The 18,071-nt window shown below is 62.0% G+C and carries 19 protein-coding genes; 8 read left to right on the forward strand and 11 right to left on the reverse strand.

From position 1 onward, the window contains the following. The first annotated feature begins 13 nt into the window (after positions 1 to 13). Complete coding sequence (locus ACSSVY_RS07705; RefSeq protein WP_454268821.1) at positions 14 to 730, forward strand: glutathione S-transferase family protein; 717 nt, start codon at positions 14 to 16, stop codon at positions 728 to 730. A gap of 251 nt (positions 731 to 981) precedes the next feature. Here the strand turns inward: ACSSVY_RS07705 and ACSSVY_RS07710 are convergent, their stop codons facing one another. The 4 genes from ACSSVY_RS07710 to ACSSVY_RS07725 form a co-directional block, all read right to left on the reverse strand. Continuing rightward, positions 982 to 2,298: a sensor histidine kinase gene (locus ACSSVY_RS07710; RefSeq protein WP_454268822.1), complete on the reverse strand. Its 1,317-nt coding sequence runs from the start codon at positions 2,296 to 2,298 to the stop codon at positions 982 to 984. After that, on the reverse strand, positions 2,295 to 2,957 hold the full coding sequence (locus ACSSVY_RS07715) for a response regulator transcription factor (protein ID WP_454268823.1): 663 nt from the start codon (positions 2,955 to 2,957) through the stop codon (positions 2,295 to 2,297). The genes ACSSVY_RS07710 and ACSSVY_RS07715 overlap by 4 nt, the downstream gene beginning before the upstream one ends. A 243-nt stretch (positions 2,958 to 3,200) precedes the next feature. Next, entirely contained in the window at positions 3,201 to 3,593 is a 393-nt protein-coding gene (locus ACSSVY_RS07720; RefSeq protein WP_454268824.1) for a DUF6220 domain-containing protein, read from the reverse strand. Between the two features lie 3 nt (positions 3,594 to 3,596). Then, entirely contained in the window at positions 3,597 to 4,175 is a 579-nt protein-coding gene (locus tag ACSSVY_RS07725; RefSeq protein ID WP_454268825.1) for an NAD(P)H-dependent oxidoreductase, read from the reverse strand. Between the two features lie 91 nt (positions 4,176 to 4,266). On the opposite strand from ACSSVY_RS07725, the gene ACSSVY_RS07730 reads away from it, so the two are divergent. After that, positions 4,267 to 5,172, forward strand: coding sequence for a LysR family transcriptional regulator (locus ACSSVY_RS07730; protein ID WP_454268826.1), 906 nt, complete (start codon positions 4,267 to 4,269; stop codon positions 5,170 to 5,172). A 52-nt stretch (positions 5,173 to 5,224) separates the two neighbouring features. Here ACSSVY_RS07730 and ACSSVY_RS07735 read toward each other — a convergent pair whose 3' ends face one another. Beyond that, entirely contained in the window at positions 5,225 to 6,388 is a 1,164-nt protein-coding gene (locus ACSSVY_RS07735) for a LysR substrate-binding domain-containing protein (protein ID WP_454268827.1), read from the reverse strand. Between ACSSVY_RS07735 and ACSSVY_RS07740 the strand changes: the two genes are divergently transcribed. The 4 genes from ACSSVY_RS07740 (at position 6,387) to dusA (ending at position 10,085) form a co-directional block, all read left to right on the forward strand. Continuing rightward, entirely contained in the window at positions 6,387 to 7,373 is a 987-nt protein-coding gene (locus ACSSVY_RS07740) for an alpha/beta fold hydrolase (protein WP_454268828.1), read from the forward strand. The genes ACSSVY_RS07735 and ACSSVY_RS07740 overlap by 2 nt on opposite strands. A gap of 85 nt (positions 7,374 to 7,458) precedes the next feature. Continuing rightward, on the forward strand, positions 7,459 to 7,857 hold the full coding sequence (locus ACSSVY_RS07745) for a RidA family protein (RefSeq protein ID WP_454268829.1): 399 nt from the start codon (positions 7,459 to 7,461) through the stop codon (positions 7,855 to 7,857). 86 nt (positions 7,858 to 7,943) lie between these two features. Then, positions 7,944 to 8,870 (forward strand): alpha/beta fold hydrolase, encoded by a 927-nt coding sequence (locus ACSSVY_RS07750; protein ID WP_454268830.1) that lies wholly within the window; start codon positions 7,944 to 7,946, stop codon positions 8,868 to 8,870. Between the two features lie 201 nt (positions 8,871 to 9,071). Next, positions 9,072 to 10,085 (forward strand): tRNA dihydrouridine(20/20a) synthase DusA, encoded by a 1,014-nt coding sequence (gene dusA, locus ACSSVY_RS07755; RefSeq protein ID WP_454268831.1) that lies wholly within the window; start codon positions 9,072 to 9,074, stop codon positions 10,083 to 10,085. Here the strand turns inward: dusA and ACSSVY_RS07760 are convergent. Continuing rightward, the gene (locus ACSSVY_RS07760) at positions 10,075 to 10,965 is read right to left on the reverse strand and encodes a LysR family transcriptional regulator ArgP (RefSeq protein ID WP_454268832.1); all 891 of its coding nucleotides are present in this window, start codon (positions 10,963 to 10,965) and stop codon (positions 10,075 to 10,077) included. The two genes, dusA and ACSSVY_RS07760, sit on opposite strands and share 11 nt — an antisense overlap. Before the next feature lie 118 nt (positions 10,966 to 11,083). On the opposite strand from ACSSVY_RS07760, the gene ACSSVY_RS07765 reads away from it, so the two are divergent. Both ACSSVY_RS07765 and ACSSVY_RS07770 read left to right on the forward strand, forming a co-directional pair. Further along, entirely contained in the window at positions 11,084 to 11,677 is a 594-nt protein-coding gene (locus ACSSVY_RS07765) for a LysE/ArgO family amino acid transporter (RefSeq protein ID WP_454268833.1), read from the forward strand. A 95-nt stretch (positions 11,678 to 11,772) separates the two neighbouring features. Further along, positions 11,773 to 12,693, forward strand: a complete 921-nt coding sequence (locus tag ACSSVY_RS07770) for a DMT family transporter (protein ID WP_454268834.1) — start codon at positions 11,773 to 11,775, stop codon at positions 12,691 to 12,693. Positions 12,694 to 12,705: 12 nt separating this feature from the next. On the opposite strand, the gene choV is transcribed toward ACSSVY_RS07770, so the two are convergent. The 5 genes from choV to ACSSVY_RS07795 all read right to left on the reverse strand — a co-directional run bounded on the left by choV (position 12,706) and on the right by ACSSVY_RS07795 (position 17,881). Then, positions 12,706 to 13,734, reverse strand: a complete 1,029-nt coding sequence (choV, locus tag ACSSVY_RS07775; RefSeq protein WP_454268835.1) for a choline ABC transporter ATP-binding protein — start codon at positions 13,732 to 13,734, stop codon at positions 12,706 to 12,708. Then, positions 13,731 to 14,567 carry a choline ABC transporter permease subunit gene (gene choW / locus ACSSVY_RS07780; RefSeq protein WP_454268836.1) on the reverse strand — a complete coding sequence of 279 codons (837 nt, stop codon included), beginning with the start codon at positions 14,565 to 14,567 and terminating at the stop codon, positions 13,731 to 13,733. The genes choV and choW overlap by 4 nt, the downstream gene beginning before the upstream one ends. Then, positions 14,567 to 15,292 carry a hypothetical protein gene (locus ACSSVY_RS07785; RefSeq protein ID WP_454268837.1) on the reverse strand — a complete coding sequence of 242 codons (726 nt, stop codon included), beginning with the start codon at positions 15,290 to 15,292 and terminating at the stop codon, positions 14,567 to 14,569. Before ACSSVY_RS07785 ends, choW begins: the two co-directional genes overlap by 1 nt. Positions 15,293 to 15,294: 2 nt before the next feature. Continuing rightward, the gene (gene choX / locus ACSSVY_RS07790; protein WP_454268838.1) at positions 15,295 to 16,224 is read right to left on the reverse strand and encodes a choline ABC transporter substrate-binding protein; all 930 of its coding nucleotides are present in this window, start codon (positions 16,222 to 16,224) and stop codon (positions 15,295 to 15,297) included. 103 nt (positions 16,225 to 16,327) lie between these two features. Next, positions 16,328 to 17,881 carry an ABC transporter substrate-binding protein gene (locus ACSSVY_RS07795; protein WP_454268839.1) on the reverse strand — a complete coding sequence of 518 codons (1,554 nt, stop codon included), beginning with the start codon at positions 17,879 to 17,881 and terminating at the stop codon, positions 16,328 to 16,330. Between the last annotated feature and the right edge of the window lie 190 nt (positions 17,882 to 18,071).

Below are 18,071 nucleotides of genomic sequence, written 5' to 3' on the forward strand. Positions count from 1 at the left end.
GAAAGGAAACACAATGAAGCTCTACGAACTGAACTGGGCGCTCTTTCCACGTCGCATTGGGATCTACCTTTCCGAAAAGGGGATCACTGATATCGACCGAATTGCCTTTGATGCGATGGATCCCGAAAGCCTTGGCGAACTGAAGGCAGCGAGCTCCCTCGGCACAGTCCCGGTGCTGGAAACTGAAGATGGCCTCAAGATTCGATCCTCGATCGCAATCCTCGAATATCTGGAGGATCGGTATCCGCATCCGAACATGATCGGGCGGTCACCCGCCGCGCAGGCCCGAACACGGGAAGCCATGAGCATCGCAGATGAGGCCGCACTTCAGCTTGGGGTATGGGCCCATAAGGGCAGTCCGGTCTTCGCCGGCATGGAGGAGCAGCATCCGGCCCCTGCGCGTTTCGCAGCGGAGGCCTACCTGAAGCAGCTGGAACGCCTCGATCTTATCCTGACAGAGGCTCAGGGCCCGTTCCTGACAGGCCGTGAAATCACCATCGCAGACTGTATCGCGATGGCGACCGTGCAATTTGCAGCGGACGTCTACGGTGTTCCCTTGCCTGAAAGACTCGAAAGATTGTGCGCTTGGTACGATCTCTGCCTGCAAAGACCGAGTGCCATTTGCCCGCCTTACCCAAAGGATTTCCTGGCGGTTGCTCATGGGCTTCCGGATCACGGTCTCGATTGGTCGCTTGATGATATTGGCTGGAATGCTGCGCGGGCGGTTTGATGCTGATCGGTATGGAGACCGCTGCTTCGAGAGGCTCATCAGAGGTTAAGTCGGGTTGCTGCGTCTCAAGCTTGGCCAGACGTATCAAGAACGATGGCTGCTTGCTATATTCCTAAAGCAGCCATCAGTGCAACGGCAGCGAAAACTCACTTCGTCCCACTATGCGGACCTTCCGCTCTCCGCCAAAAGGGGCCTTCCCGCGACGTTCGAAAGCGGTCCGTCACGCTTGAACGGATCTACCCGTCCGCGTCTCAAGCGGCGCACAATTCAACGCGGAATACGGTGCCACCTCCGGGCGCATCGAGGATCTTCACGCGCCCGCCATGTTGGTCAATCACCTCTCGCACAAGGTTAAGGCCAAGGCCGCTTCCGGTGGCGCGTGGCCGAAGGCGGTGAAAGGGTTCGAATACGCGCTCGCGTTCCGCGGGCGGTATTCCCGGACCGTCATCAGCTACCTCGAAGGCCGCTCCAAGGACGCGGACAACAATATTGGTCCCACCATGATCCATTGCGTTCTGAACAAGGTTCATGAGCACGCGCTCCAACGCAGCCGCGTCGCCTATGCAGATTTCGCTGCCCTCGGCTTCAAGCGAGATAGACCCTCCGTTTGCGATGAGGAGCGGTGCCATATCTCCGACAACCCGTCGGCCAACCTCCGCAAGGTCGAATTGGGCATCATGGCGGTTGTTCTCGAGGCGGTGCAGGTCGAGAAGTTGTTCGGTCATGGTGGCGAGCCTTTGCACATCTAACGACAAGGCACGGACGGCCCTATTGTCAGCAGCATCAACCTTGCTTGCTAGTACCGCGATGGGCGTACGCAACTCATGTGAGGCCGACGCGATGAACCGCTGCTGGCGTTCGTATCCGTCGTCGAGGCGGCGCAGGGCGTCGTTCACCGCCCGCACAAGCGGCGCGATCTCTTGTGGGACATAGGCTTCGCTCAGACGGCGCCCTCGGCTGTTCGCGTCGATTTCCTCCGCCTCCCGCGCAATGCGTGACACGCCTGCGAGCGACCGCCGGACGATCCAGGGTGTGACGACCAGCGAGGTCAGCGTCAGCAAGACGAAGATCGGCAGGATGATGGTGTTGGTCGCAAACACCACCATAAATCCGAGTTCCGACAGCGCGCCATGTCCTAGGATGGTCAGGGTGCCTATGTCCGTATTCTCCCTCCGGATCACCGCTGCCAGATCGTAGGGCGCGACACGGTCGCGTAGTTGTGCATAGGAGAGGTCGCTGAGGCGGCCCAGCAGGGAAGCGTAGTTTTCGGGAACCGTGCCGAAGACCACGCTCGCCCCCCCGTCGTCCTCGGCCACGAACCAGAGGTCGGTCGCCTCCGTGCGCAGGTCGGCTAGTTCCGGCGTCATCACGATGGAGAGACCGCCCGCGGCGTCGCGCGCCACCGCGTCCGCGATGATCGGGATGATCCGTTCATCCGTGTAGGGCCCGCCGCTGTCGATGCGGATCGCAACCGCGATGAGGATGGAGAAGGCGGCAAGTAGCGTGAGGAAGTGGAAGATCAGCGGATAGACGATCAGTGGTCGCTTAAGCGACGGCGACCGTGTCATGTGACTTCGCGCAACAGGTAGCCGACTCCGCGGATGGCGTGGATCTCGATCCGCGCACCGGCGGCGGTCAATTTTCGACGCAAACGGGAGATGTGAGAGTCGAGCGTGTTGGACTGGATTTCGTCGTCAAATCCGAAAACCGCGCTCTCCAGTGCTTCGCGTTGCACGGTCCGCCCGCGACGCTTGATCAATGCCGCAAGGACCCGCAACTCACGCCGCGGAAGGTCGATACGCGCGCCGTCCACCTCCACTCCCTCGTGGGCGAGGTCGAAAACGAGCGATCCGGCACGGATTGTAGCGCCGGCCAATTCCACAGGACGGCGGCGGACCGCTCGGATCCGGGCGAGCATCTCGTCGATGGAAAAGGGTTTGGTGAGGTAGTCGTCCGCCCCGCCGTCAAGACCCGCAACACGGTCATTTACCCCGTTGCGGGCACTTAGGACGATGACGTGGATCCCGGGGTTGTCAAATCGAAGGGAAGGAAGCAGTGAAAGGCCTTCGCCATCCGGCAAAGACCTGTCGAGCAGGACCAGATCGAACGATCCGAGCATGCTGGCTTCCCGGGCGGCCTCCACCCCCTCCGCGTGATCCACGATGAACCGTTCGCGTTCGAGGACCGAGCGCAGCGATTCAGCAAGCCGAGGTTCGTCTTCGACCAATAGAACCCTCATACTGCTGCCTCAACCTGCTTGGATTTATTCTTGGTAGGGGGATCACTTCCCCTGCCTTTCCGGAGGCGACCTAGGCCAGCTTGTGGTGCACCTGCAAGCAAAAACGCGCAAAGATCGAAAGCACGCGGATTCTCTCCGATGGGTGGTTTCGGATGGGCCATTTGGACTTCCGGGGTCGGCTTCGCGCAGGGTCTTTGGTCAAATCAGATGCATGGGTCAGTTTCTATCGGCTCATGCGGAACGCCTCCGCTCGACCTTGAACAGGAAGATAAGCGAGGCCGTCAGCAGGAGCGCCGCGTTGAAGGGGTGAAGGGCAAGGGCGCCAGGGCCGAACGATGCCAGCGCGAGTTGGAGCGCATAGAGGAGACCGATCACACCGGCCCACCATCCGAACCCCCTTAGACGCCGCATGATGAGGGAGCAGCCGAGGAGCGTGAAGACCGGGATCGCAATGACGCCGCCAAGCGCGCCGTGCAGGTTCCAGGGTAGCCCGGTAAAGAGCGCCTGACCGGCCAGAAGGAACTGAAGGGCGATAAGCGGGGGCAGGCTGAATGCTGCGGCAATGAACGGGGCAGGCGTGCCGAGACGAAGCTCGGCGAGGGTGTCGTGGGTCGTTTTTGTCATGGGTCAGGCCGCCGTCTGATCGAGGATGGTCGTTGTCGCGATGAAGTCATTCAGGGCGCGGACATAGCTTTCCTGGGCGGCTGCCAGTTCCGCAGGCTTCAGCTTGTCGGCCCGGAAAACCAGATGGGGCGAATGCCACGGCAGGCCGCAGCGCAGCGCAGTCGCCTTCAGCGGCGCCATGAGTTCATTCATCGTAAAGTGGTTGGCGCCGTTGCGACCGTAGGCAGCAGGCGTATTGCCCGCCGTCGCGGCGATCATCAGCGGCGTGCCGGCCAGCCTTTCACCCTCTGTCACGGCATGGATGTAGTACATCCGCGTCAGCACGGCATCCTGCCAGGTTTTCAGAAGAGGGGGCGTCGAATACCACTGGATTGGGAACTGTAGAACGATCCGGTCGGCTTCCAGAAGCGCGCGCGCCTCGGCTTCGCCGTCTGCATGCGTGTCTATAAGGCCGCTCGGATAACGGGCCTGCATGTCCACGACCTCCGCACCGGGGACGGTGCGGGCAGCGGCTTGCAAGGCGGCATTTGCCTTCGATTTTGCGAGGTTGGGGTGAAAGAGCAGGATGAGAGTCTGGGTCATGGGTGCCTCCTTTGGCTTGGGAATGCTCCGAAGATGGGTCTGCGGCAAAAATTCTTCCAATGGATATAAAATATACCGTAATATTCGTTTTATGAATTTACGTGGCATTGACCTGAACCTCCTTGTTGTCCTCGACGCGCTGCTTGACGAGGCGCATGTCAGCCGTGCCGCGCATCGGCTGAACATGTCGCAGCCTGCCGTCTCGAGTGCCCTGCAGAGATGTCGGGACCTGTTCGGGGATCCCTTGCTTGAACGCGGACGCGGCGGCATGACACGCACGAGCTTGGCACAGTCGCTGCGCGCGCCGTTGCGGTCCATCCTGTCGGAGGTGGACTCGCTTCTCGATCGCGGGGACGTGCCGTTGGACCGGATCGAACGGGTGGTGCGCATCACGACGGCGGACGATCCCGCCGCGATGCTGGCCTGCCCGCTGATTGAGGAGATCGCGCGGACCGCACCGGGCATCACCATCGTGTTCAAGCCGTGGCAGGGGCAGGAGGCCGTAACCCGGGACATCCTGGATGGGGCGACGGACATCGCCATCGCCGTGCTGGATCGCGAGATCGAGAATGTCGAGATCCAGAAGCTGCTCGACGTCGATTACGTAGTTGCCATGCGGCGGGGTCATCCGGCCGCTGATGCCTTCACCCTCGATACCTGGCTGGCCTGGCCGCATGTCGTCGTGTCCGGTCGGGGTGATCTTCGCACCCCGCTTGATGCGCAATTGGCGGCATCCGGACGACGGCGCCGCGTCGGTCTGACCGTTTCGTCGTTCCAGCTTGTGCCGAGGGTTCTGGCAGAGACCGATCTGATCGCAATGCTTCCGCGGCAAAGCGTGGCGACGCAGGCCGAATTCGACCTGATGCTTCACCAACCGCCGGTTCCGGTCGATGGGTTTCCGTTGCACCTTGCCTGGCACGCCCGGCAGAACCACGACACAGTCGTCCAACATGTTGTAGAGGTCATTCGAGCCGTGTTTCGAAGGGCGGGTGTATAACTTCCAGACAGGTCGCTGGACATGGCGCGCGAGCCTCATCCATGACCCGAGATCAGCTCTGGACGCGGTCGGACGAGGGCCGGTGCGGCTGACCGTTGAATCGCTCAGGGAGCTGGTTTTTCTTGAAAGCTGCATCAATCCAATCGATGAAGGCGCGTGTCTTGGCCGGGAGAAAACTCCGCGAGGCGTAGTACACCGAAATCCCGCCGTCGTCCGCGTACCAGTCCGGGAGTAGCCGGATCAGGCGACCCTCCTCCAAGTCCGACAAAACCTCCGCCACCGCCAGAAGGGCGATGCCGAGCCCGAGCTTGGCGGCCTCGCGGATCGCGCTCGGCTCGTTCACGACGACGGTCTCGTTGAGCGCGGCCTCCATCTCCTGTCCGGCTCCGTTGCGCATGGTCAAATGCCGGATTCGACCTGTTCGCAGCACGCGCATCGCAATTCCGTCTAAATCGGCAAGCCCGGCCGGATCGGTCGGACCGCTTCGGCCGGCCATGTATTCTGGCGAGGCGACGGCAACGACGTGCAGCGGCGCGAGCGTGCGGGCGACGGTCCCTGGCGAGCGTTCAATCGCGCCGCCGATGGCGGCATCGTACCCTTCTGCGACCAGATCGACGACGCGGTTCTCGAAATGCCATTCGGCCCGGATCAGAGGATATTGCGCGAGAAAGCCGGGCAGGAGCGGGAGCACATGCGCCAGCCCGAACGAGGGCGGCATGCTGAGCTTGAGCCTACCAGCGGGCGTCGGCCCCTGCGCGGTGACCGCTGAAATGGCGCCTTGAAGCCTGTCGAGCGGTTCTCCCACCGAGGCGAGAAAGCTTTCTCCCGCCTCGGTGAGCCTCAGTCCGCGCGTCGACCGGTGGAACAGCCGGACGCCCAGATTGCGCTCCAACATGGCGACGCTGCGGCTGACCGCGGCTGGCGTTAGCGCAAGCATGCGGGCAGCCCCGGAAAAGCTGCCGCACTCTGCGCTTCGTACAAACGCTTCAAGGTTCGAAAGAGTCTCCATGCTCCCAGCTTCAACGATTCGTTGAAAGAAATGCAAGCCGATTGCGACTAACGCCGACGGCCCACACCGAAGATATTCCCCCCATTCGCAACGCAACGAACCGCGAAAATGGAAATCACTCAAACCAAGGTCGCCTGACCAAAGCCAATGCGCGACATCCCGCACTTGGTCCGGTCGCCCTTCGAGTAACGAAAGGAGCAGAACCATGCCTTCCACTCGTCGACTGCCTCTGGCGCTCAATCGTCGCGACGCCCTGTTCGCGGCCTCCGCGCTCACCGCGAGCGTCGGCCTTCCTCTGGGCGCTGCGCAGGCCAATAAAACCACAACTCCCAACCTGCCAGAAGGAGAACCTTCTATGGGCTACGTTACCACCGATGATCACGTGCAGATTTTCTACAAGGACTGGGGCCCACGCGACGCCCAGCCCATCGTCTTCCATCACGGCTGGCCGCTCAGCTCTGACGACTGGGACGCGCAGATGCTGTTTTTCCTCGCAAGCGGGTATCGCGTCGTCGCCCATGACCGGCGCGGGCATGGACGCTCAAGCCAGCCCACCGAAGGGCATGACATCGACCACTACGCCGCCGACGCCTTTGCCGTCGCCGAGGCACTGGATCTGCGGAATGCAGTCCATATCGGCCATTCGACCGGTGGAGGTGAGGTGGCGCGCTACATGGCCCGGCACGGTGGACCGGCAGGCCGTGTGGCCAAGGCGGTCCTCGTCGCCGCCATCCCGCCACTGATGCTGCGGACCGACACGAATCCCGAGGGCACGCCGATGGAGGTCTTCGACGGCTTTCGAGCGGCGCTTGCCGGCAATCGCGCGCAGTTCTTCCGGGACGTGCCTGCCGGTCCTTTCTACGGCTTCAACCGAGAGGGCGTGGAGGTCCAGGAGGGTGTGGTCCAGAACTGGTGGCGCCAGGGCATGATGGGCAGCCCAAAGGCACATTACGACGGCATCAAGGCCTTTTCCGAGACCGATCAGACCGAGGATCTGAAAGCGATCACCGTCCCAACCCTTGTGCTGCATGGCGAGGACGATCAGATCGTTCCGATCGCCGCCTCTGCACTAAGGGCCGTCGATCTCCTGCCCAATGGCACGCTCAAGACCTATCCCGGGTTCTCGCACGGCATGCTGACAGTGAACGCCGACGTGCTGAACGCCGATCTGCTGACCTTCATCACCGCCTAGGCGACCAACGGCGCGACGTTAGCGCCGCGCCTTCCCCTCACTTTTCCCACCGGCAACAGTCTTTGCCATCAAAGGATGCGGATACATGTCCAACCGAAAAGCTATCTTCCCCGCGAACCGGCACGCGCTCTACGAGGCGCATGGCTACTCCGCTGCAGTTCGCTCCGGCGATCTCCTCTTCATCTCCGGGCAGGTCGGCAGCCGCAATGACGGCTCGCCGGAGCAGAATTTCGCCAAGCAGGTCGAGCTGGCATTTCAGAACCTCGAGGCCGTGCTCACGGCGGCTGGAGCGAGATTCGACGACATCATCGACGTGACCACCTTCCACACTCATCCCGAGACCCAGTTCGAGACGATCATGCCGGTGAAGAACCGGTACTTCACGGCGCCTCCCCACCCGACCTGGACGGCGGTCGGGGTGAATTGGCTCGCCGACTTTGATTTCGAGATCAAGGTTATCGCTCGCATTCCCGGCCAAGCCTGACGCCCGCTGACCGACCATGAGGTGTCCCGAGACGAGGCACCGAACCTCGGGACAAACCCGGTCAAAACCCAGAAAGGAAACCCAATATGCCAACCACCTCCGCGCAAATCCGCTACAAATTCCGACAGGTCGGCGACGTCAACGTGTTCTATCGCGAGGCCGGACCGGCCGATGCCCCGGTTATCCTGCTGCTGCACGGGTTCCCGACGGCCAGCCACATGTTTCGCGACCTGATGCCGCTTTTGGCCGATCGCTATCGGCTCATTGCACCTGACCTGCCTGGCTTCGGGCAGACCAAAGCACCGCCCCGTGGGACGTTCGACTACACCTTTGACCGGCTCGCCGATGTGATCGGTGGGTTCACGGAAGCCCTGTCGCTCGATAGATACGCGCTTTACATCTTCGATTATGGAGCGCCGGTAGGTTTGCGGCTCGCGATGCGTCATCCCGAACGGGTTTCCGCGATCATCAGCCAGAACGGCAACGCTTACACCGACGGTTTCAGCGACCAGTGGGGGCCATGGGAGGCCTATTGGCGTGATGGAAGCGACGCGAACCGCGAGGCCTGCCGCCCATCACTGTCCCCCGACTCGATCAGGACCTGGCAATACGGCACCGGAGCCGATCCCGAGCGTCTTTCTCCCGATGGATACGAACTCGATATCGCCTACATGGCCCGGCCCGGTGCGGAGGAAATCCAGCTCGACCTGATCCGCGACTACCGCACCAACGTGGCGCTCTATCCGGGGTTCCACGCGTATTTCCGCCAGCATCGTCCGCTGCTGCTGGCCACGTGGGGGCGCCATGATCCGGCCTTCATCCCCGCAGGCGCTATCGCCTACAAGCGTGATTTGCCGGACGCCGAGGTGCATCTGCTGGATGCGGGACACTTTGCATTGGAAACGCACGCTGGCGAAATCGCAGCGCTGATACGTGAGTTTCTCGGTCGCGTTCTGTCGGTGGGAAACCAAGACACCGATGCGCTCTCAATGTCCGGAAACCGAATAGCGTAGTGAAAAGCCATCTGGGTCTGCTTTCTGCAGGATTGGACACACCCACCAGGCAGATAACTACCTTTGCTCACATCAGACCCCGCACAATTACCGCCCTTCGCCTGTCTTCGTTCGGGGCAGGGTGGCAGGTCATCCGTCGTGTGCGTATGGTGTAGACTGCCGGTGAGTCGTAAAAGATGGTGGGCCCGAGGAGACCTTTGAATGCCTAGAAACGCAGCCACCGCGGCAGCGCGTCTATCTTGTGCGCCTATGATGGATTGGACAGACCGGCATTGCCGGTATCTGCATCGGCGGCTTAGTCGGCATGCGTTGCTCTATACTGAGATGGTGACGGCGCCGGCTTTGGTGCGGGGGGGGGCGGTGCATTTGCTGGAGCATAGCCTAGAGGAATACCCGGTCGCGTTGCAACTGGGGGGATCGGACCCTGTAGAACTGGCGCAGGCGGCGCGGATGGGGGCGGAGGCGGGCTATGCCGAGATCAACCTCAATTGTGGGTGCCCGTCGGATCGGGTGCAGTCGGGGCGGTTCGGGGCGATTCTGATGACGGAACCGGCCCTTGTGGCCGAGTGTTGCGCCGCCATGATAGCCGCGCAACCTGTTGAAGTCACAGTGAAATGCCGGATCGGGGTGGACGATCAGAACCCCGAGGAGGTGTTGCCGGAGTTCCTCGCGCGGATCATCGCGGCGGGTGTGCAGCGGGTGCAGATCCATGCGCGCAAGGCCTGGCTGGATGGTCTTAGCCCCAAGGAAAACCGCGATATTCCGCCCTTGGATTACGATCTGGTGCAGCGGATGAAGATGCTTTTCCCCAATCTCCACATCTCGATCAACGGCGGAATTACATCATTGGATCAAGCAGTTAGCCTGCTCGATCAGGGGCTTGACGGGGTTATGGTGGGGCGCGCGGCCTATCATCAACCGGCGGATATTCTCTGTGCGGCGGATCGGCGGATTTACGGCACCACTGGGCCGGATACCACAGCAGAAGGGGCCGTGCAGGACATGCTCCCCTATATCGAGGCGCATCTCGCAAGCGGTGGGCGGTTGCACCAGATCACGCGGCATATGTTGGGTCTTTTTGCCGGAAAACCGGGCGCGCGGGCGTGGCGGCGGCATCTGTCGGAGGGCGCATCGCGGCCTGGTGCCGGGCCGGAATTGGTCGAGCGGGCCTTGGCCGAGGTTACAGACCTTACGGACTCCCCCTCTATTTTGTAAGGTCGCGCAACCCCTGACGCGCCCCACGGCGCAGCGCGCGGGTGAGCGGCGCAAGCGCCCCGCCCAAAAGCCGGGTCCATTGCCAATAGAGCGGCGTATCAAACGGGCAATCGGCGTGCAGGAGGCAGAGCGTGCCGCGCGCCAAATCATCGTGCAAGAGCGCCTCGGGGGCCATGCCCCAGCCCATGCCAAGCCGCGCGGCCGTCACGAACCCCTCGGAGGACGGCAGGCGGTGACAGGGCGGCGAGAGCGTGGCGCCGGTTGCCTGCGTGATCCAACGGTGCTGTAACTGATCGTTCATATTGAATTGCAGCATCGGGGCACTGGCGAGGCTCTGGGCAGTGATCCCATCGGCAAAGTTGTGGGCGATGAAATCGGGGCTGGCAATGGCCTGATAGCGCAGCGATCCGAGCGCCATGACATCACAGCCGGGCAGGGGGCTGGCGCGGGTGGTGAGCGCGCCGAGAACTTCGCCGCGCATCAGGCGGTCGTGGGACACATCCTGATCGTCGATCACCAGATCGAAGAGGTGATCGGGCAGGCTGGCCAAGGCCGCGGGCAGCCAGGTGGCGAGGCTGTCGGCATTGACCGCGAGGCGCAGCCGGGTGTGCGGCGCCGGGGTCAGGCTGGTGAGGTCATCGCTGAGGCGCGCCTCGAGCAAGGCAATCTGATCGGCATGGGCGGCAAGGCGTTGGCCCACGGGGGTCGCGGTGCAAGGTGTCGTGCGATGCACAAGCTGCGCGCCGACGCGGGCCTCAAGCGCCTTGAGCCGCTGCGAGATGGCCGATTGCGTGAGGCCAAGCGCCTGCGCCGCGCCCTCGAAACTGCCGGTTTGCAGGATGGCCGTGAGGGTGGCGAGGTGATCGGGCGGCAGCGACATTAGGAAATCTGATTCAAGATAAGCATAATGAATTTGAGTAATGAGGTGCGACCCGATAGGCAAGCCCCGGCGGCGCGGTCGCGATTGAGTATTTGAAGAACGATGAAAGGGCGGGCGGATGCAGGCGGGGCTGGCGGGATTTGCCTTGGGGTTGAGTTTGATTCTGGCCATCGGGGCGCAGAATGCCTTTGTCCTGCGGCAAGGCCTCAGACGCGCGCATGTGTTGGCGGTGGTGCTGGTTTGTGCGCTGTCCGATGCGGTGCTGGTGGCGGCGGGTGTGACCGGCTTTGGCGTGCTGGCCGAGGCGGTGCCGGGGCTGGAGCGGATCATGCGCTATGGCGGCGCGGCATTTCTGCTGGTTTACGGCGCGCGCAGTTTCTGGGCCGCGTGGCGGGGTGGGGCCGCGCTTGAGGCCGGAGAGGGTGCGGGCAGTCTGCGGCGCGCCGTGCTCACATGCCTCGCGCTGACATGGCTCAATCCGCATGTCTATCTCGATACGGTTGTTTTGCTGGGGTCCATCTCGGCGCAATATGCGGATCGCTTTGCCTTTGGCTTGGGGGCGGTCACAGCCAGTTTCGTGTTTTTCTTTGCGCTGGGCTATGGCGCGCGCCTGCTGGCCCCGCTGTTCCAGCGGCCTGACAGTTGGCGGGTGCTTGATGCCGGGGTGGGTTGTGTGATGTGGGCCATCGCAATCGGGCTCTTGCGGGGCTGAGCCATGCGCTGTGCGGCAGGGTGTGTTGCGCAGGCCGCATGGCAAAGCGCCAAGCCAGCCTCGACAGGCGGGCAGAGGCATGAATTAATGCAGGCATGAGCGCGCAACAGGCAAGCAAGGCAGAGAGCACGGCACAACCGGGCTGGGGCATCTTCTGGATGGTGGTGACGGGTATCCTCTTTGTCGGGGTGACGGCGCTGGTCAAGGTGTTGGGCACGCGCGTGCCAGCCCCGCAGGCGGCATTTTTGCGCTATGCCATGGGGCTGGTGTTTCTCATTCCGATGCTCGGATCGCTCTGGCGGTTGCGGCTTGATCGAGGCACTTGGGGATTTTTCGCGGCGCGCGGCGTGGTGCATACGGTGGGCGTGGCGCTGTGGTTCTATGCGATGGCGCGGATTCCCATCGCGGATGTGACAGCGATGAATTATCTGGCCCCTATTTATGTCACGCTGGGCGCGGGGCTGTTTCTGGGCGAGCGTTTGGCGCTGCGGCGGATTTTGGCGGTGGGCGTGGCCCTGATCGGCGCGCTGATCATCCTGCGGCCGGGATTTCGCGAGGTGGGGCCGGGGCATCTGGCGATGATCTTTACTGCCATCTTCTTTGGCGCGTCTTACCTGATTGCCAAGGTGGTATCGGGCCGCAGCAGCCCCGGCGTGGTGGTGGCGATGCTGTCGATCACGGTCACGATTGGTCTGGCCCCCGTGGCGGCGGCGGTCTGGGTCACGCCAACGCCGTGGGAATTGGCGATCCTCTTTGCAGTGGCGACGCTGGCGACGGCGGGACATTACACCATGACGCTGGCTTTTCGCGCGGCCCCTCTGGCGGTGACGCAGCCGGTCACGTTCCTGCAACTCGTCTGGGCCGTGCTCTTGGGCGCGCTGGTCTTTGGCGAGGGGGTGGATGTGTTCGTGGTCCTGGGCGGCATGGTGATCGTGGGCGCCGTCAGTTTCATCAGCTGGCGCGAGGCGGTGCTGAAGCGGCGGATCACGCCGACGGTTTCGGCCACCAAGGTCTGAGCGCGCGCCCGGTCAGGCGCGCGGATCGAGCAGCTTGGCCAGGATGCGGTTGCGGGTGATCTGACCCAAGAGTTTACCATTTTCGGTGACACCGACCGGGCGATCATGCCCTTGGGCGCATTCCATCACGTCCTGAATGCTGGCGTTGGGGCCAACGCAGGTTTCGGGCGTGCCGATCGCAGGCTCCATCACGTCGCGGGCGCAGAGCACGCCAAGCGGATTCATATGGGCCACGAAATCCGCCACATAGTCCGTGGCGGGATTGGTGAAGATGTCCTGTGGCGTGCCGCATTGCACGATGCGCCCGCCCTCCATGATGGCGATGCGGTCGCCCAGTTTGAACGCCTCATCCAGATCATGGCTGACAAAGATGATGGTGCGGCCAAGGGTCTTTTGCAGGTCGATCAGTTCGTCTTGCAGGTGGTTGCGGATCAGGGGATCGAGTGCCGAAAAGGGTTCGTCCATCAGCAGGATTGGCGCATCGGTGGCAAAGGCGCGGGCGAGGCCCACACGCTGTTGCATGCCGCCCGACAGCTCGCCCACGCGGCGGTCTGCCCAGTCTGAGAGGTTCACGAGGGAGAGTTGCTTTTCCACCCGCGTGTTGCGTTCCGCCTTGGGGATGCCCGCAAGTTCCAGTCCGAGGCCCACGTTCTCGCGCACGGAGCGCCACGGGAGGAGGCCGAATTGCTGGAACACCATGGCGATATGGTGCTGGCGCAACCGGCGCAGGGTTGCGGGGTTGGCGTGGGTCACATCCACCATGCCGGTGCCGTCGTGGATTTCGACCGTGCCGCGCACCACCGGGTTGAGGCCGTTGACCGCCCGCAGGAGGGTGGATTTGCCCGATCCTGAGAGGCCCATCAGAACGAGGATTTCACCGGCGGCGACCGAGAGGTCACAGTCATGTACGCCCAGAACCTGACTTGTCTGTTGCTGGATTTCGGGGCGGGTCATGCCCTGATCCATAAGCGGCAGAGCGGTTTGCGGGGCATCGCCAAAGACGATGGAGACCTTGTTGAAATTGACGATTGTATCGGTCATTTGCGTCCCTCCATCCGCAGCATGCGGTCAAGGACGATGGCCACAACGACAATCATCAGCCCCGATTCAAAGCCAAGGGCGATGTTGACCGTATTGATCGCGCGCAGCACCGGCACGCCGAGGCCATCGGCCCCCACCAGCGCGCCGATCACGACCATCGAGAGCGAGAGCATGATGGTCTGGTTGAGCCCGGCCATGATTTGCGGCAGGGCGTAGGGGAGTTCCACCTTCCACAGGGTCTGGCTGTTGGTGGCGCCAAAGGCCTGCGCCGCCTCTAGCAGCGGCTGAGGCGTGTTGGAGATGCCCAAATGCGTGAGGCGAATGGGGGCAGGGACGACAAAGATCACCGTGGCGATGAGGCCGGGCACCATGCCGATGCCGAAAAACACGATCGCGGGGATGAGATAGACGAAGGGTGGCAGCGTCTGCATGAGGTCGAGCACGGGTCGCATCCCGTCATAGAGCCGGGGTCGGTGGGCGGCGGCGATGCCGAGAGGCACGCCCAAGGCCATGCAGAAAATGCAGGAGGATATCACCAGCGTGAGGCTCTCGGTGGTTTCTTCCCAATAGCCTTGGTTCAGGATGAAGAGAAATCCGAGAATGACGAAGAGGCAGGTTTTCCAACTGCGCTGCAACGCCCAGGTCAGGGCGACAAAGACGCCGATGATAACCAAGGGATGCGGCGTTTGCAGCACCCAGAGAAAGGCGTCGATCAGCCCTTCCATCAGCACCGACAGCGCGTCAAAGAAGGCCGCCGCATTGTCCTGAAGCCACAAGAAAAAGGCTTCGGCCCATTTGCCCACGGGGATTTTGTGATCGCTCAGCCAGTCCATTAGTTCGCCTTGTTCAGTGGAATCCAGTTTGCTTGTTTTTCAGACAGGATAGCCGCATGTTCGATCATGACGCGAACAATCTTGGATTTGAGATCGGCACCCTGTCGGATGGTGCCGGCGATCGTCATGGCATCAGTGCAGGTCTCGAGTAACACAAGCTCGCCGTTGCGAAGCCGGTTTCGCAAATGATCGTTGACCCAAACCGACGTCGTCTGAGTTGCCCCGGGCCTGCGGTAATTCTGCATTCGTCGTTGCAGATTAACCGTTTCGCCGACATAGACTGATCGGCTGACCGGCAGTCTTATGCGGTAGAGTCCAGCGCGTGCAGGGAGGCGCGGAAAGTGCAGAGTCTCATCTAGAAACTGAATTTCGCCCACGCTTTGCCAAAAAAATTCGATGTTGATGGATGTAGGCGCGACAGCTTGGATAGTTCCACCCGGCGGCTCCGCCGGGCGGCCCCCGACCGCCCCCGCGGGCGGGGGCTTCTCCCCCACCCGCGGTGGGGGGCTGCCCTCAGTGCCTAGTTTTGACGTTAGAGGAAGATTAGTAATCGCGCCGATGGAGGGCTTTATCCTTCGGATAAGACCCTGTTCCGCAAGTTTGCGGCAGCGAGCATTGACTTGCTGGTGGCGCGATTTAGCCCCCGGAATCATGCGCACGATTTCAGCGTCAGTGATCCCGGGTCTTTCTTCGATCAGGGCGAGAATATCGTCCCTGAGCGTCATTATCACAGCCCCAACTCGGCCTTGACTGCCGCCATGGCGTCGCCACCGTCCTTGGTGGTCACGCCGTCGAGCCAGGGGCCGATGGTGTCCGGGTTGGCCTTGAGCCAGGCGCTTGCTGCCTCTTCAGGCTTGGTCCCGTCATTGAGGATCGCGCCCATGATCTCGTTTTCCATCGCCAGCGTGAATTCGAGGTTCTCCAGCAGTTTTCCCACGTTGGCGCATTCCGCGACATAGCCCGCTCGGGTATTGGTAAAGACCGTGGCACCGCCCAGATCGGGGCCGAACCAGTCATCGCCCCCCGTCAGATAGGTCATGTCGTGATTGGCGTTCATCGGGTGCGGTTCCCAACCGAGGAAGACAATCGGCTCTTCGCGTCGATCGGCGCGCGTCACCTGCGCCAGCATCCCCTGTTCCGAGCTTTCCTTGACCTCGAATCCCTTGAGGCCAAAGGCATCCGCTGTGATCATGTCGAGGATCAGGCGGTTGCCGTCATTGCCGGGTTCGATGCCGTAAATGGTGGATTCGAGCGCCTCAGCGTGTTGCGCGATCGTGTCGAACGAGCTGATCCCAAGGGCGGCACCCGCCGCATTTGTCGCCAAGGTGTACTTTGCGCCCTCCAGATTGGCACGCACCGTGTCCACGGTGCCGGCCTCGCGGTAGGGGGCGATGTCGCCTTCCATTGTGGGCATCCAGTTGCCCAGGAACACGTCGATATCGCCCGCGGCGAGCGACGTGTAGGTAACCGGCACAGAGAGCACCTTGATGTCGGTCTCATAGCCGAGCGCCTCGAGCACCACGGTGGTGGCGGCGGTGGTTGCGGTGATGTCGGTCCAGCCGACATCGGCAAAGGTCACGCTGTCGCAATTGGCCAGTGCGGGCCCGGCGGCTGCCGTGGCGAGGGCAATGGCGGTCAGGGTTGTTTTGAAGGTCATGGCAGGTCTCTCCCGGTTTCGGATTATGCGGGCGCTTGGCCCGGTTTGGCAAAGGCCCGAGAAGAGAACCCCCGGGCCTTGCAGTCAAGTCAGACGGTGTGGATCAGGCCATCCACCACCGCTCGACAAAGCGCATGCCGTCCACATCCCAGTTGGCGCCGAGTGTGTCGGAATGCGCCACTTTGGTGGAGTTGCCAAAGACGTAATTGGCAAACATCGGTACGATCACGCCGCCATCATCGCTACAGATCGCCTGCATTTCGAAATACATCTCGCGGCGTTTGGCCTCATCGAGTTCCGAGCGCGCCTTGAGCATCAGCTCTTCAAAGCGGTCATTGCACCAGAATGTATCATTCCATGCCGCCCCGCATTTGTAGGTTGTGGCAAAGACCTGATCTTCGACCGGACGACCGGACCAATAAACTGCGCAGAACGGCTTTTTCATCCAGACATCGGACCAGTAGCCGTCATTGGGTTCACGGACCGGGGTCAGCTTGATGCCTGCCTGTGCTGCCGAGCTCTGATAGAGCACTGCTGCGTCTACCGCCCCGACAAAGGCCGCGTCTGCCGCCGAAAGTTTGACTTCGATATTGTCGAGGCCTGCCGCCTTGAGGTGGAATTTTGCCTTATCGGGATCAAAGGACTTTTGCTCCAGATCGGTGTTGAAGAAGCGTTGACCGCGACCGATCGGGTGGTCATTGCCAACGGACCCGTAGCCGAACAGGATCTTGTCCACCAGTTCCTGCCGGTCAATGCCGTATTTGAGGGCAAGGCGCAGGTCGTTGTTGTTATAGGGTTCGGCGCGGGTGTCCATGGCAAAGGTGTAATGCTGGGTGCCTGCGACCGAGTTGATCTGGATGTTTGGATTGCGCGCCAGAAGGCCCACGGTCTTGAGGTCGAGCCGGTCTACCACATCCACATCGCCTGAGACGAGCGCAGTCGTGCGGGCGTTCTGATCGACGATGGCAAGCACTTCGGCAGTGTCGAACCATGCCACATCATCGCGCCAGTGGTTCGGATTGCGTTCGACAGCGTAGGACACACCGGGATTGAAATCCTTGAGCACATAGCTGCCGCAGCCATCGCCCGATTTCCAGTCGATGCTTTCGCCTTCGGCCTTGCAGATCACGAGGTGATAGTCGCTGAGGAAGAAGGGGAAGTCGGCATTGCCGCCGCCAAGGGTGATGACAACCGTGTCATCGCCTTCGGTGGCAAGGTCGGTGATTTCAGCCACCAACGGCCCTGCCGCCGAGGTCGATCCCTCGCCACGGTGGAAGTTGAGCGAGTTTGCCACATCGGTCGCTGTCACAGCCTTGCCGGAGTGGAAGGTGACGCCGGGCCGCAGCTTGAAGCGCCAGACGGTGGCATCGTCCGAGGCTTCCCAGCTTTCGGCCAGTTCGGGGATGAGCGTGCCATCGGCGGCCACTTCGGTCAGCCGGCCATGGATGGCAAAGGCGAGCGAGGTGGTGAAGCTGTTGGAATAGGTGCCCGGATCGAGCGTGTCGGTGGTCTGGCCGTGGCCGATGGCCGCGCGCAGATGTCCGCCGCGTGACGGTGCCGCCTTGGCCCGCAGGGGCAGGCCTGCAATGAGCGCCGCGCCAGCGGTGGTGGCCATGAAGCCGCGTCGGTTGATGCGGCCAGAATTGAGAATGGTCATGGTGGTCGTCTCCCTTTGGTTTGCTATCCCGAACCGTCCTTGTGCCTCTTTCAGGTCTCCGCGGCCCCCTGCCGCGTGGCGGTTGGTTTATACCTGCCAAGGCTAATATGACGCTGTGATGAAATACAACGCCATTCTGGCAGGGGGGTATGTCTTGTGATGCGGTCCCTCGTGGTTTTTTATTGATTGA

Source organism: Roseovarius sp. MBR-51 (genome assembly GCF_053628575.1).